The sequence below is a fragment of the Sporomusa sp. genome, assembly GCF_035561255.1.
Taxonomy (GTDB): domain Bacteria; phylum Bacillota; class Negativicutes; order Sporomusales; family Sporomusaceae; genus Sporomusa.
Window position 1 is genome coordinate 1 of record NZ_DATMXX010000152.1, and the last position, 14,638, is coordinate 14,638.

A 14,638-nucleotide genomic window follows, 5' to 3' on the forward strand; every position below is an offset into this window, starting at 1 on the left:
TGTGGTAATACTATTATTATTGTACGCGCAGCTACATACAACGCGTTAAAGTTTTGCAGGCGGGTGGTGTGCTGGCAAAAGCGGAAGTCAAGCGCCAGCGGTGGAGCGTTGTCAACACACCACCTGCCTGCGCCTGCAAACTTCTTTGATGCGGAAGCTATAGATGAAATCCAATAAGGTAAAGATTTCTTTCGGCATAATATTAGTGCGCTCAATATAAAATTTACAGGCGCGGCATAGTCTCTTATACAACATAAAATAATAATTGAGGTGAAGCTGTGGATTGGGCAGTAGCACTCATTAGTATTATTACTGTTAATTTGCTCTTAAGTGGTGACAATGCGTTAGTTATCGCTTTAGCCAGCCGCAAGTTGGCGCATGAACAACAAAAAAAGGCTATATTCTGGGGCGGGGCCGGAGCTATCGGGCTGAGAATAATTTTAACGTTTGCGGCCATAATTCTGCTGAGGATTCCGTACTTACAACTGATTGGCGGCCTGGCGCTCCTGTGGATTGCCATTAAACTCTTGGCTGGCGACGAAGATCACGAAGAATTAGAAGCTAAAAACAGCCTGGGAGATGCTATCAGAACAATTATTGTTGCAGATATGGTGATGAGTATTGATAATGTTATTGCCATTGCAGCAGTTGCAAAAGGCAATTTTATGCTACTTGTTGTTGGTTTGGCTATCAGTATCCCCATCATTATCTGGGGCAGTAAAGTAATCCATGCTCTTATGGAACGGTGGCCAATAATTATTACAATTGGTGCCGCATTTTTGGGATGGACTGCCGGTGAGATGGCAACAGCAGATAAAAAAATTATGCCGTTATTAGAGCCATATCCCTGGACACATTGGGCAATACCTGCTGTTTTTGCGGTTAGCGTCATAGTTGTTGGTTCGATACTCTCAAGAACAAAGCAATTAAATCAGGAAAAGAACTGACTCACCATTAGCATGGTATTTTAATCTTGCGACCATATGTCTGAATATATGAATCGCAGGGTTGTTCATCATGTCCGTAAATTATTGTGGCGGTGTGAAGGAAGCTTTGGTTAAAGAAGTAGCGTAAATCATAAATACGCACAAGCTTTGCCTGCTGGTCTGTGTCCTGATATTCGGTAAAGTAGCTAAATGGCGTAAAGGATGAAAAGAATTCGCCCAAAACTGTTTTTTGTGCGCCCTCAAGAGCTGGCGATAATATTTGCTTCTGAAATTCGGTGTGAAGGGTCAACGCCGGCTGGAGGATACCAATTTGACCAATAAAATAATTGTTTTGGGTCTCAATCACGAAGTCCCAGTAGACTACGCTTTTAAGTGACGGCATAACCAGTATACGGATAATTCCGTTGGTGAAGTATTGTCTGAGCACAAGTATTGCCTTTAATTTAAGCAGATACCTTAACAGGGTGTATAGCCCTGTTGTTGCGAAAAAAAGCAGGGATGTTTCGCGTGGTGTCAACCCTTGCATAAAAACCGTCAGCATAATTACCAGTAATAATGGGTCAAAAACATTAAGGAGACTAAAGCTTTTGCGCTCCCGGCTAAAAGGGAATAAAACGGCTGCGCCGTGAGCATTGAAAAAGTCAATACATATATGGGACAAGCCGCCTAAAAATGACCAGAGAAAAACCTGGAAAAGCGAAACCTCTGGCATGCCTATGAAAAAACCGGCGGCAATTAAACCTGACCACATGATAAGACCGGGAATTGAATGAGAAAAAGCCCGGTGTTGCCTGAGGTAGGAAAAATTGCCGCGAAGCTGGGCAATTATGTCAAAGTCAGGCGCTTGGGCGCCAATGATACTTGCTAAGTACAGCGGATCGCTGACACTAAACGGGTGTCCGGATAATCCAGCGACAGCAATGCCAACTAAGGCATGGGATAAAGTATCCATAAAGAAAAAAGCCTCCCCATCTAGGTGACATAACATATCGACACTCGATAATTATATCACACTGGATGGGGAGACGGTCTAATGGTAATTGATGGTGCACTAACGCAGTGGTAACGAACTGTTATTCTGGATTTTTTTATCAAGAAATAGCCGGTAATAACCGTAGATGGCAGCCAGGATTGGAAAGCCGGTATAGATGACAATCCGTTGTGCCTCGTCAAAATACAAGCTGACAATTACGACCAGATTAAGAATAAATGCAAGAACAGGGACTAGGGGATAGAGAGGGGTTTTAAAGCCAAGGGCCTCAATTTTCCCACCCAGCTTAGTATATTCGCGGCGGAAGTTAATCTGGCACCAGGCAATAATCATCCAAATCAGGCAGCCTGTCAAACCAGTGCTGGACATAAGCCACAGGTAAACCGTATCTGCGGCAAATCTTTCAGTTAAGAGTGACATGCATGCCAGAACCAGTGTGATCAGTACGCCGTTGTAAGGGACGCCACTGGCATTGAGTTTGCCGAGCCAGGAAGGGGCCTGGTGATCCTGGGCCATTGACCATAGCAGCCGTGAACAGGCATATAGTGCTGAGTTACCGGCCGATAAGGCTGAGGTGAGAACTACAAAACTCATAATGTCTTTAGCAAAAGGAATACCAGTTTTACCAAAAACATGAGCAAACGGACTCTCCAGTACACTTGCTTCTGAAGCAGGTATGTTACCGGCAAGTACAATCATGGCCAGTACATAGAACATAATAATCCGGACTGAGATCCCTTTGATGACCCGTGGTACGTTTTTGCCGGGATCTTTGCACTCCCCGGCGGCAATACCGACAAGCTCTGCACCCTGAAAGGAGTAAATAACGGCAATCATAGTCAGAAATACAGCGCCAAAGCCATTCGGGAATAAACCGCCGCCTGTATTGAAATTAGAAAACCCCAACCCGGCTTGTCCGCTGCTAAACCCGAAAATCAGCCCCGAACCGGCAATAATAAATGAAACAATAGCAGCAACCTTAATGCTGGCAAACCAGAATTCAGTCTCGCCATAGGCTTTAACTGATACCAGATTGAGTCCGGCCAGTGCTATCGCAAATACAGTACACCAAAGCCAGACTGCGACATCAGGAAACCAGTTGTGCATAATGATGCCGGCAGCAGTAAAGTCAGCAGCAATACATATCGCCCAGTTAATCCAGTAGAGCCAACCGGTGGTAAAACCGGCACCTGGTGAAATGAAGCGGGTAGCATAACTTTGAAAAGAACCGGATACCGGCATGGCGACAGTTAGTTCAGCAAGGCATAATAATACTAAATACATGATAAGACCGCCGACCATATACGCCAATATCGCGCCAAACGGACCGGCTTGATTAATCGTTTGGCCTGAACCCATAAACAGCCCGGTGCCGATAGTGCCGCCAATAGATATCATGAGCAGGTGGCGGGATTTCATATCGCGCTTGAGACCTTGCTTTTCCGGGCACAATTCAGCCAAATTAACAGGGTGGTTTGACATTGAGAAGTTCCTCCTATTGCAATCAATTTTAAATAATGTCCTCTACCATAATACTTCATGAGTCTGTGATTAGCAAGAATTATTAGACAGTAATGGGAATATTACTATATGATAATTTGTATTGACTGGATACAATTTCTATAATATGATAAAACTAAATAAATATTAATGTTAAGTACCCTAAGGGGGAGTAACTGTCAGATACAGTCAACAATCCTGCACCCTGTGCATGGCTGTGTCGTTGGAGCAGTCCAATAGTGAGACCTTTAGTATATCGCCTAATATATACTACATTAAGGTTAATTGCTATTTAGTTAGGAAAGGACCTTACCGTCACTGACGGAAAGGTCCTTAATTATTGAGAGGGGGAGTTGTAAAAAAATACGCAGCAGGTATGAATAAATAGAATATCATCAGGCAATATATTTTTTTGGGGGGTTATTTTCGATGGAACTATTGATAGCGTTAGGTAGTATTACGCTTATTAACCTAATACTAAGTGGTGATAACGCTGTTGTCATAGCTCTGGCCAGTAGAAACCTGCCCCAGGATCAGCGGAAGAAAGCTGTATTATGGGGCAGCGCCGGGGCTGTTATACTGCGGATTTTACTTACTATGGTTGCGGCGCTTTTACTAAAAATTCCCTATGTACAGTTTCTTGGCGGAGTGGCGTTGGTATATATTGCGGTTAATTTGCTTGGTGACGAACATAAGGAGGTTTCCCTGGAGGGGGCCAATAGCTTTGGGGAAGCAATAAAGGTTATCATCTTTGCTGATTTGATTATGAGTCTGGATAATGTATTGGCCATTGCCGGTGTAGCTGACGGTCACCTGGGGTTATTAATCTTTGGTCTTGCGCTCAGTATACCGTTAGTAGTATTCGGCAGCCAGCTGTTAATGAGACTCATGGATAAATATCCGGTCATTATCTATGCCGGGGCAGGTATTCTGGGCTGGACGGCCGCCAAAATGATGGTTGCCGACGCCGTACTTGGTGTGTGGTTTAAACCCTACTCACTACTACTGGAGGCCGGCGTAACCTTATTTGTTTTGGGGATTGGTTATTGGCGTAAAAATCGCGCTAATGAAGCCGGTAAACAAGCAAATGAAGCCAAGTGCAGCGACGAGAAGCATGGAGCTTGACCCGCGGTTTGCCCAGTCACTTGTTGATATTGTGGCAGCAGAACTAAAGAAGAATGTTAATATTACCGATAATCACGGCGTTATTATTGCTTCCTTCAGTAAAGAGCGTGTGTCGCATATCCATGAGGCGGCTGCCCGTATGCTGATAAACGGTCCTATCCGGGAATTCTCGGTTACGGCAGAGGAAGAGCTACAGCTTAAAGGCGTCAGGCAAGGGTTTAATGTTCCGATTATGTTTGGCGACGGCTGTGTTGGCGTTATTGGTGTTACCGGAACTCCCGACACGGCCGCGCCTTATGCCCGCCTGGCAGCCAAATTTGTTGAAGCAGCTTTAGAATCTAATGCCAGGCAGGAAAAATTGGTACGGGCCCTTAAGGAAAAAGAAGAGCTTCAATCCATTCTTTTGAGCAAAATAATTAGTGTCCAGGAAGAAGAGCGAAAAAAGATCTCACGGGAGCTTCATGATGAAACAAGCCAGGCACTGACGTCAATCATTGTTGGTCTCAGGGTATTGTCTGAGCATGTCAATAGTGAAGGCGAACGGGAAAAAATTTTGGGAATGCGGGACTTAGCAGTAAAAACACTGGAGGATGTCCACCATCTGGCTGTACAGCTTAGACCTGCTCTATTAGATGATCTGGGATTGGTGGCGGCTGCCCAAAAGTATGTAGAAAACTATTCCCGTCAATATAGTATTGCCGTAGAGCTTAATGTCATCAACCTGTCGCGGCAGCGATTTTTACCTGAAATTGAAATTACATTATACCGTATTTTGCAGGAAGCCCTGACAAATATCGCCAAACATGCGAAAGCGACCCAGGTCAGAGTACGGCTAAAGAAGCAGCGCGATAAGCTAATACTAACCGTCACAGATAATGGGATTGGGTTTAATGCCGGTATTTTAAACGGTGTTGGCAGTGACACCTGTCTTGGCATTCATGGTATGCATGAGCGAATCGCTTTGTTGTCAGGTGAGTTTTATATTGATTCGGCCGAAGGGAAGGGTACAGTAATTACTGTAGAGATACCACTTTGTCGCCGGAAAAAAACAGAAAGCGGTTTGGGCCAAGCCCATTAACCGCTTTCTGTTTTTTAAAAGGAAAGTGCCATATTATTGCTTGTAATGATTGTGGGGGGTGAGTCAGACCATCCAAATCTTACAAGCATTTATGAAGAAGCATTACTTCTTTTGGCCTGCTTTATAAGCCTTATCCAATAACTGAATCACATGAACAACATTTTGATTCAGGTTGTTTTGGACAAGACCGTCAATAATATGCATCCGGCAGGTACCGCAGCTTGTAGCTACAGTATCGGCCTTGGTTGCAGCAATATTGGTGATTTTGCGATCATTAATTTTGCGGGAGATTTCGTAGTTAGCAAGGCTGAATGAGCCGCCTGATCCGCAACAGCGGTCGGCATCTTTCATCTCTACGAAATTTAGTCCGGGTATGGATTTTAGAATTTGGCGTGGTTGTGCAGTTACTTTGATACCGCGGGCCATATGGCACGGGTCATGCATAGTAACTGTGGCATTAACCGGGCCTAGTTTGTTTTTGTCAATTTTTACAACATCAACTAAAAACTCACTGATTTCATAGGTCTTTTTCGCCAGTTTCTCTGCACGCGCCTTCATGGCCGGGTCGTCATGGAACAGTTCGACAAATTCAATCTTCCATGCTTCTGTGCAGGAACCGCAGGCAGCAATGATATAATCAACATTATATTGCTCAAAAACCTCAATGTTGTGTTTGGCTAAAAGTTTTGCAGACTCCACATCGCCGGACATATAGATAGGAGTACCACAGCAGTGCTGCAGGGCCGGGATAACGATTTCGATGTTGTTGGCCTTCAGGACATCAATAACAGCCTGGCCAACATCAGTATAGATATAGTTGATTGTGCACCCAGTAAAGAAACCAACCTTCATTTTAGGTTTGTCGGCTTTAATGACTTCCGGATGCTGGTTTCTTAACGGGGATGTGGCAAAGGGGGCTGTTACGCGGCGTTTATCAAGCCCCGGCATCGGAAAGCGGGCTACCGCGGCCATCGGGCGGGGCAGTTTTTTAAAGCTTAACGGACCGAAGAGGCCAGCCATCCTTAGTGCTAAATCGAACATAATCCGGTTCTTCAATAGATTAAATACTTGTTTTTTAACCGGATGGAGACCGCGCGCTTTTACGGCAGCCTGTCGACCGCGCACAATAAGTTCATCGGCCGGTACGCCGCAAGGACATTTTACTGTACATGCTTTACAGGATACACATTTCGTCATCCACTTATCAAAGTTTTCACTAATAGGAATCTTACCGCTTAATACGGCTTCCATTAGTGCGAGCTTACCTCTGGCAACTGCGGTTTCGGTGCCCAATTCCTTATAGATCGGGCACACCTCCATACAGTTGCCGCACTTCATACAGTTGGCAAGCGCGTCCTGGAGATCGGCTAACAACTCTTTATCGCTCTCATTAATTGCTTGCGCTGTAACAGGTTTATCACTCATTTTAACACTCTCCCACTAGTTTGCCAGGATTCAAAATGAGGTTAGGGTCAAGGGCGCGTTTGATACTTTTCATAGCTTCCATGGCTACCGGTCCAAACTGATCTTCCATATATTTAAGCTTGCCCAGGCCAATGCCATGTTCGCCCGAAAGCGTACCGCCCAGCTTGATTGCAGTGCTGAAAATTTCATCCATGGCTTTATAGACACGATCCATCTCTTCTTTATCGCGAATATCGCAAACAATGGTAGGATGCATATTGCCGTCGCCGGCATGGCCGAAGGTTCCGATCGTTACATTATATTTAGCGGCAATTTGGTTTACGGCACGAATCATATCAGGCACCTTGTTGCGCGGGACGGTAGCGTCTTCAACAAAGGTAGTGGGGCGGAGTTTCGCCAGAGCTGGCAGTGCCGCGCGGCGGGCAGCCCACAACTTATCACGTTCGGCCGCGTCTTTCGCCATCTTGACTTCGTCAGCCTTACAGATTTTTAATACCTCCATAACTTTGGCCGCTTCTTTTTCCACAACCTCTGGAATGCCGTCGACCTCGATAAGCAAGACAGCCTCAGCATCGATCGGCAATCCTACTTTGGCATAATCTTCAACAGTGCGGATTGTGGGGTTATCCATGATTTCCAGTGTTGCAGGAATAATTTTGGCCGCAATGATTGCCGCAATCGCATTGCCGGCATTATCGAGATTTTTAAAAATAGCCATCATGCTCTTTTTAGCCTCCGGGGCCGGTACCAGCTTAACAATAATCTTGGTAATTACACCTAAAGTACCCTCGGCACCGGTAAAGAGTTTGGTCATGTCGTAACCGGACACATCTTTTACATTTTTACCGCCCACATTCATAACCTGCCCGCTGGCAAGGACAATCTCAAGACCCATTACATAGTGTTTGGTTACACCGTATTTGAGTCCGCGCAGACCACCGGCATTTTCAGAAACAGTGCCGCCTAAGGTTGCAGTAGTTACTGTGCCAGGATCAGGCGGGTAGATGAGGCCGTAGGCTTCGACTGCTTTATTAAGGTCGGACACAATGAGACCAGGTTCAGCCACAGCTACCAGGTTTTCAGTGTCGATTTCAATCAGCTTGTTCATTCGTGTCATCAGCAGGACAATGCCGCCTTTGGTGGGGACAGTACCGGCACTCAGGTTGGTGCCTGAGCCACGGGTATACACGGGAATCTTCTCAGCATTGGCCAATGCTAATACTTTGGCTATTTCTTCGGTGGTTGCCGGTTTGATTACCGCATCAGGCATGTGAGAAAAGCCAGGGGTAGCGTCATAAGAATAGCAGTGCAGGTCCTCCACACTTGTCAGAACGTGTTCATCGCCAACAATTTTTTTGAACGCGTCAATATGTTGCTTTTGCATTTGCTCAGGCTCCTTTATTTTTTAAATTTTCACAACTTATAGGACATAGTACTTTTAACATTATTCTCGCTAAACTTTGCATAAATGTAAATCAGGTACTTACCCTAAAATAAAGTAAGAAAGTGCCGTAAGCAATTGTAGGGCGATATCCGACAAAAAGTGCTGATTTTCACGTGCTAATCAATTTGTATTGGAGGGCATAATTAACAAGCTCTGATTTTTTTCGTACATTTAATTTATTCATGATTCGTGACCGGTAAGTGTCGACCGTCTTGGAGCTAAGTGATAAGTGTTCAGCAATTTCGCTATTAGTATGCCCCTGCGCCAACAATCTAAGCACTTGACGTTCCCGGCTGCTCAACAAGGTATAGGGATCGCGCTGGTCACTTTTTTCATTATTTACCCGCAACAGACTGGTTAAAAGTGTTTGCGACATGGTTTCATTCAGGTACTTTTTTCCTGAATGAATTTTTATAATGCCTTCAACAAGTTCAGTATCAGCCGATTTCTTTAAGACATAGCCGTCAGCACCGGCTCGCATAACCTCTTTAATATACTCATCATCATCGTACATTGTGAGGACAAGAATACGGCAGGAAAGACCACGGGACTTTATCTCTTTAATACAGTCGACTCCACTCATGACTGGCATGGATATATCCAGCAACAGCACGTCAGGACGCAATTCTTCCACCATAGTAAATGCTTGTTGACCGTCCCCGGCTTCCCCAATAACCTCAAAGAGGGGCGAACAGTTCAGCAGTGCTTTAAGCCCGGAACGCAGTACGGCGTGGTCATCGGCAATAACAATACGAATTTTTTCCATTGCGTATACTCCCCTTTTAAATCCTAATAACAAATTTATATAAAGTTTAAGTTTTTTTCCACTTATGTACATTATTATGTTACAATGAGATAGTACTAAATATCAATTATTATTTGTCAGAATGGGGTTTGCTACTATGATTATGTTTGCCGTAGCATTATTGGAATTGTCCCTAATATAACAGAATAGTCAATTATGGTGCACATAGAATGGCAGCGCTGGACATCTGGCGGTCGTACTGTGTGCAATTTCTATTTCTGACAATTTCTTATAATCAATGTGTGGTTTGAGCGTTAACAGGGGATAATAGGCTAGGCTGCCTGCGTTAATCGAATAGGAGGTAACCTAAGTAATGAACATTTTTGATATCATCGGTCCGGTTATGGTTGGACCGTCCAGTTCTCATACAGCCGGAGCCGTACGCTTAGGCAACGCGGCCCGGGCTATTTTGGGTCAGCCGGTTGCCAAGGCAGTAATTGGCCTGCATGGCTCATTTGCCCAGACCGGCCGGGGACATGGCACTGACTTGGCGCTAGTGGCGGGGCTAATGGGTTGGCCGACTGACGATTTGAGAATTCCGCAGGCTTTCGATTATGCCAGAGAGGCTCCGCTTGAGTATTCTTTCCGTACGATTAATGCCGGTGATGCCGCACATCCTAACTTTGTCAGGTTTTGGTTGACCGGGCAGGGGGGGGCGGAGAGTCAGGTGTCAGGAGCGTCGATTGGCGGCGGGCGGGTAGTGATTAATGAGGTGGACGGTTTTCCGCTTGAATTTACCGGTGACTTCCCAACAATTCTCACACTGCATGAAGACCGGCCCGGTGCGGTGGCCGAGGTAACAGGCATCTTATCCAGGCGTGGTGTTAATATTGCTCAGATGCGCGTATTCCGGAGAAATAAGGGCGGGTTGGCCAGTATGGTGCTTGAGACCGATCAACCGGTGGATGAGGCTGATATTGCCGCTGTAGCCGGGTTGTCGATGATTAAGGCTGTACGGAGCATTAACGCCATTGGCTGACAAGGAGTGATTAAACAATGTCATTGGATAAACTATCTCTGGAAGAATGGATTCAGTCTGCCAACGAAAAATCAGTTTCTTTTGCTGACTTTTGCGTAGATTTTCAGTCTCAGCAGATGGGGGTAACGGCTGAAGAAGTAATAACGCGTATGGAAGCGATACTTAGCGTTATGGCAGAATCAATTAGTGCCGGGCTTAAAGGACCGCGCTCTAAAGGCGGTCTGGTGGGTGGTGATGCGCTAAAGCTGCAACAATACACCCAAAGCCAAAAAAAAACCATAATGGGGAGTTTTCTCAGTAAAGCGGTGGCTTATTCACTGGCGGTCGGCGAGGCCAACGCCGCTATGGGCCGGGTTGTGGCCGCCCCGACTGCCGGCTCGAGCGGAGTAATACCGGCAGTACTTTTTACTCTTAAGGAGGAATTTGGCCTTAGTCAGCCTGAACTGGCTAAAGGACTGATAGTGGCTGGTGCTATTGGGATGGTTATTGCCTCACGGGCCTCGCTCGCCGGAGCAGCCGGCGGCTGTCAGGCTGAATGCGGCTCAGCCGGCGCTATGGCAGCCGGGGCCATGGTGTCTCTCCTCGGGGGTACGCCAACTCAGGCCGGTCATGCTGTAGCCATTACCCTTAAAAATATGCTGGGGCTAGTTTGTGATCCTGTTGCCGGATTGGTCGAAGTGCCTTGTGTTAAACGCAATGCCGGAGCGGTGGGCCAGGCTATTGTTGCTGCCGGAATGGCGCTGGCTGGCATTGAAAGTGTCATTCCTGTAGATGAAGTAATTGATGCGATGGAGTCGGTTGGCCAATCAATGCACTGTTCGCTTAAAGAAACAGCGCAGGGAGGTTTGGCAGTTACACCTACCGGCTTAGCGTTATCAGAAAAAATTTTTGGCGATACTAAGTAGATATATATATTCCGCAGTACAGACGTTTGCAAAAAGAAAATCTTTATTGTATTTAAATTGTATTTAATAGGCAGGTTTTTTCCAAATAATATAGAATGTCCTAAGAAACGATATAAGGAGGCTGCAGCATGAAAACAGTCGTTAGTTCTGACCGTGCCCCGCAGGCCATCGGACCCTATTCCCAGGCAATTAAGGCCAATGGATTCTTATTTGTCTCTGGTCAGATTCCGCTTGACCCCATTACCGGGCAAATCGTCTATGGCGGTATCGAGAATCAAACCCACCAGGTACTGGCTAACCTTCGGGCTATTTTAGAAAGGGAAAACCTAACCTTCACTAATGTGGTTAAAACATCGGTGTTCCTGAAAGACATGGACGATTTTGCATTAATGAACAATGTCTATAGTCAGTACTTTACCGAGGAACCACCTGCGCGGGCTTGCGTTCAGGTGGCAAAACTACCGCGTGATGTCAGTGTGGAGATTGAACTGATAGCCGTATATCCATAAATTAAGAAAGCCGAAACCTTTTATTTTGAGGTCTCGGCTTTTTTAATACTATTTGCTTTTTTCGGTAAGCCCGATACGTTCAGCACAGTAGCTTTGCCTGATGAACAGGATTACACCAATGAGTATAATTGCCAGACTGGTGAGTTGAGCGGATTTTAAACCAAACAACAGTGTACCGTAATCCCCCCGGAGAAATTCCAGGAAAAAACGGGCTGTCGAATACAAAACGGCATACAGGATAAACACTTGCCCTTTGGCATGATTGGTTGTTCTAAAGATTAGTAAGAGGACAAAGATAACAACGTCAATCTGTCCTTCCCACACCTCGGCCGGCCATAGCGGTTTATCGCCATATACCTGGTAGGCCAGGGTTGTCGAGGGGTATACAATGCCAAAACTGCCACCTGTCGGGTGCCCAAAGGCATCGCCATTCATCAGATTGGCCATCCGGCCAATGGCTTGGCCAATGATGACCGCTGGAGCGGCTACAATATCAGCAAAAGCCCAGGTATCAATCTTATGAACTTTGGTATAAATGATCCCCGCAATAGCCCCTAGCAATACCCCCCCCTGGATCGCCATACCACCCTGCCAGACAAAAGGGATTTCAAGTAGATGATGTTGATAATACTCCCAGTCAAAAAAGAAAACATCCCATAGCCGGGCACCGACAATGCCGGCTAAACCACAATAGATACCCATATCAGGCACATGCCGGTGCCAGCGCCCATCCTGCTTGGCAAGGAAATAGGCAGTCCCGGTAGCTAAGATAATACTCAGGCTTAAAATCAATCCGTACGCCCTGATGGGAAAATCACCGATAAAAAAGAGGTATTGATGCATAGTGTCTTGAACCTCCACAATTAATTAATATTAATAAGCGATAAATCATATATCTGTTAAAACAGAGAGAGGAGACTAACATGCCAAAAAGGTTTATCATTCTGGCAGTAACAGTGATTACTATGACAATCGCTATTGGATTTGTCGCGATGCAGCCCGCTAACCTGCCAAAGACTGAAACCAATAAACCGTCTGCAGATAGCGGTGTAACAGTTGGAAAAATGCTGCCTGGGTTTACACTGAGTGCTCTGGACGGCAAGCCAACCAAGGTTACCCCGGCTGGACAGATTATCGTGCTGAACTTTTGGGAAACATGGTGTCCACCCTGCCGTGAGGAGATGCCTGAGCTGGCTAAATTCGCCCAGAAATACGGCAGTAACGTATCGTTCTATCTTATTAATATTCAGGAGAGTAATACCAAGGTGGCCGAGTTTCTGACTCAGAATAAATACACTATGAATGTCCTGTTAGACACAAATGGCGAGGTAGCGAAAACCTTCCACATTAATGCGATCCCCACAACCCTGGTGGTTGATCAACAAGGAACTATTAAATACCGGAAGTCCGGCCCGGTTACCGTGGCTGAACTGGAAGGAGTGCTGAATGGATTATAACCTCACCCTGGTAACTGTCTTTGGCGCGGGCGTAGTCTCTTTTTTGTCGCCGTGCGTGCTCCCGCTGCTGCCGACATATACCGCGCTACTGGCAGGGAGTGGGGCTCAAACCGGGGCTGGCGCCGGGCGCTGGACCTTCTTTGTTAATGCAGTTAGCTTTCTTAGCGGTTTTACCTTAATATTTGTGGCCATGGGCGCAACCGCATCTTATATTGGTGAGCTATTTTTCGAATACCAGGAGGTTATTCGAAAAGCAGGGGCAGTTTTCATGATTGTTATGGGATTACAGATCCTTGGTGTTCTGAAGATTCCCGGCCTTGCCCGGGAATACCGGCCTCTGTTACAGGGAGCCTTTGCCGGTCCCGGCGGCGCCTTCTTGCTGGGGCTGGCATTTACTGCCGGCTGGACACCCTGCACTGGTCCGATTTTAGCTACTGTGCTTATGTATGCCGGTGCAACGGCCACTGTCAGCCAGGGGGCCTTCTTATTGTTTAGCTATGCTATGGGATTTTGCCTGCCCTTTTTGATCATTGCCATCTTAATTAACCGCTACCTTAATAAAGTTCAGCGTGTATATAAATGGCTGCCGCTCATACAACAGGCAGCCGGAGGTGTCTTGGTTGCCGCAGGCGTCCTCGTTTATTTTGATTTAATAGAAAAGGGGTTAGGTGTAATTTTGGGCATTTTTAGCTAAGGCGGTCACTTAAATAAGTTGCTTAATCTTAAAGTCCAGTGCATCACAGGATACCAGATAGTAGGCGGCACCGTTAATTATACCGGTAGCCGCATTTTTAATTGAGTCGCTGTGCAGATGACCATAAATGCAGATTTCTACATTATATTTAGCGATCAGGCCAGCAAAGCCCTTTTCAGTATTATGGTCATAAAAAGGCGGGAAATGAAGCATAAGGAGGATACGGGAGAAGCCGGCATCCCGGGCCGCCATGAGTGAGGCCTCTACCCGCAGCAGTTCACGGTCAAAAATGGGCTGATCACCGGCTTTAAACAGCGGGTCCTCCGGGCATGTCCAGCCCCGGCTGCCACAGACAGCCCATTCACCCACACCGGCGAAGTTGTTATTGAGAAACTCAATTTTACCCTCAACGGCTGTTGTCATTTTTTTAACTGACTGCCACCAATAGTCATGATTACCGCGCACTATGATTTTTCTTCCCGGCAGGCAGGAAATAGCATTCAAATCGACCAGGGCATCAGGTAGTTTCATTGCCCAGGAGATGTCGCCTGCAATAAGGACAACATCCTCTTCCGCTACCTGTTCCTGCCAGCTTGCTCTAATTTTATCCCAATGCCCTTCCCAGTGTCTGCCAAAGATACTCATTGGCTTAGACGGAGGTTCTCCTGATAAATGGGTGTCGGCTATGGCAAATATCTTCATAAACAACAGCTTCCTCGCGTTTAGTTGTGGCAATGCCTGGAATTATTTTATCCAATATTGGAGCGAATAGCAATGAA

The 14,638-nt window shown here is 46.1% G+C and carries 15 protein-coding genes; 8 read left to right on the forward strand and 7 right to left on the reverse strand.

Translation table 11 applies throughout. From position 1 onward, the window contains the following. Positions 1 to 278: 278 nt before the first annotated feature. Entirely contained in the window at positions 279 to 947 is a 669-nt protein-coding gene (locus tag VN379_RS08695; RefSeq protein WP_325532848.1) for a TerC family protein, read from the forward strand. Positions 948 to 954: 7 nt separating this feature from the next. Here VN379_RS08695 and VN379_RS08700 read toward each other — a convergent pair whose 3' ends face one another. Then, positions 955 to 1,899 (reverse strand): metal-dependent hydrolase, encoded by a 945-nt coding sequence (locus tag VN379_RS08700; protein ID WP_325532850.1) that lies wholly within the window; start codon positions 1,897 to 1,899, stop codon positions 955 to 957. Between the two features lie 99 nt (positions 1,900 to 1,998). Then, entirely contained in the window at positions 1,999 to 3,420 is a 1,422-nt protein-coding gene (locus VN379_RS08705) for an amino acid permease (protein ID WP_325532852.1), read from the reverse strand. Positions 3,421 to 3,867: 447 nt separating this feature from the next. On the opposite strand from VN379_RS08705, the gene VN379_RS08710 reads away from it, so the two are divergent. Together VN379_RS08710 and VN379_RS08715 are read left to right on the forward strand one after the other, a co-directional pair. Then, the gene (locus tag VN379_RS08710; RefSeq protein WP_325532854.1) at positions 3,868 to 4,563 is read left to right on the forward strand and encodes a TerC family protein; all 696 of its coding nucleotides are present in this window, start codon (positions 3,868 to 3,870) and stop codon (positions 4,561 to 4,563) included. Beyond that, positions 4,526 to 5,641 carry a sugar diacid recognition domain-containing protein gene (locus VN379_RS08715; protein WP_325532856.1) on the forward strand — a complete coding sequence of 372 codons (1,116 nt, stop codon included), beginning with the start codon at positions 4,526 to 4,528 and terminating at the stop codon, positions 5,639 to 5,641. Before VN379_RS08710 ends, VN379_RS08715 begins: the two co-directional genes overlap by 38 nt. Positions 5,642 to 5,743: 102 nt before the next feature. Here the strand turns inward: VN379_RS08715 and VN379_RS08720 are convergent, their stop codons facing one another. From VN379_RS08720 to VN379_RS08730, 3 genes are all read right to left on the reverse strand, one after another. Further along, a complete protein-coding gene (locus VN379_RS08720; RefSeq protein WP_325532858.1) occupies positions 5,744 to 7,066 on the reverse strand; it encodes a (Fe-S)-binding protein in 1,323 nt (440 codons plus the stop codon). A 1-nt stretch (position 7,067) separates the two neighbouring features. After that, on the reverse strand, positions 7,068 to 8,450 hold the full coding sequence (locus VN379_RS08725; RefSeq protein ID WP_325532860.1) for an FAD-binding oxidoreductase: 1,383 nt from the start codon (positions 8,448 to 8,450) through the stop codon (positions 7,068 to 7,070). A gap of 169 nt (positions 8,451 to 8,619) precedes the next feature. Then, positions 8,620 to 9,276: a response regulator transcription factor gene (locus VN379_RS08730; RefSeq protein WP_325532862.1), complete on the reverse strand. Its 657-nt coding sequence runs from the start codon at positions 9,274 to 9,276 to the stop codon at positions 8,620 to 8,622. A 352-nt stretch (positions 9,277 to 9,628) separates the two neighbouring features. On the opposite strand from VN379_RS08730, the gene sdaAB reads away from it, so the two are divergent. The 3 genes from sdaAB (at position 9,629) to VN379_RS08745 (ending at position 11,708) form a co-directional block, all read left to right on the forward strand. After that, a complete protein-coding gene (gene sdaAB / locus VN379_RS08735) occupies positions 9,629 to 10,294 on the forward strand; it encodes an L-serine ammonia-lyase, iron-sulfur-dependent subunit beta (RefSeq protein WP_325532865.1) in 666 nt (221 codons plus the stop codon). 17 nt (positions 10,295 to 10,311) lie between these two features. After that, entirely contained in the window at positions 10,312 to 11,199 is an 888-nt protein-coding gene (gene sdaAA / locus VN379_RS08740; RefSeq protein WP_325532867.1) for an L-serine ammonia-lyase, iron-sulfur-dependent, subunit alpha, read from the forward strand. Positions 11,200 to 11,327: 128 nt separating this feature from the next. Further along, on the forward strand, positions 11,328 to 11,708 hold the full coding sequence (locus tag VN379_RS08745) for a RidA family protein (protein ID WP_325532869.1): 381 nt from the start codon (positions 11,328 to 11,330) through the stop codon (positions 11,706 to 11,708). A 48-nt stretch (positions 11,709 to 11,756) separates the two neighbouring features. Here the strand turns inward: VN379_RS08745 and lgt are convergent, their stop codons facing one another. After that, positions 11,757 to 12,551 (reverse strand): prolipoprotein diacylglyceryl transferase, encoded by a 795-nt coding sequence (gene lgt / locus VN379_RS08750; RefSeq protein WP_325532871.1) that lies wholly within the window; start codon positions 12,549 to 12,551, stop codon positions 11,757 to 11,759. A gap of 80 nt (positions 12,552 to 12,631) precedes the next feature. On the opposite strand from lgt, the gene VN379_RS08755 reads away from it, so the two are divergent. Further along, positions 12,632 to 13,165: a TlpA disulfide reductase family protein gene (locus VN379_RS08755; protein WP_325532873.1), complete on the forward strand. Its 534-nt coding sequence runs from the start codon at positions 12,632 to 12,634 to the stop codon at positions 13,163 to 13,165. Next, on the forward strand, positions 13,155 to 13,859 hold the full coding sequence (locus tag VN379_RS08760; RefSeq protein WP_325532875.1) for a cytochrome c biogenesis CcdA family protein: 705 nt from the start codon (positions 13,155 to 13,157) through the stop codon (positions 13,857 to 13,859). Before VN379_RS08755 ends, VN379_RS08760 begins: the two co-directional genes overlap by 11 nt. Before the next feature lie 9 nt (positions 13,860 to 13,868). Here the strand turns inward: VN379_RS08760 and VN379_RS08765 are convergent, their stop codons facing one another. Further along, positions 13,869 to 14,561 carry a metallophosphoesterase gene (locus VN379_RS08765; RefSeq protein WP_325532877.1) on the reverse strand — a complete coding sequence of 231 codons (693 nt, stop codon included), beginning with the start codon at positions 14,559 to 14,561 and terminating at the stop codon, positions 13,869 to 13,871. Positions 14,562 to 14,638: the final 77 nt, after the last annotated feature.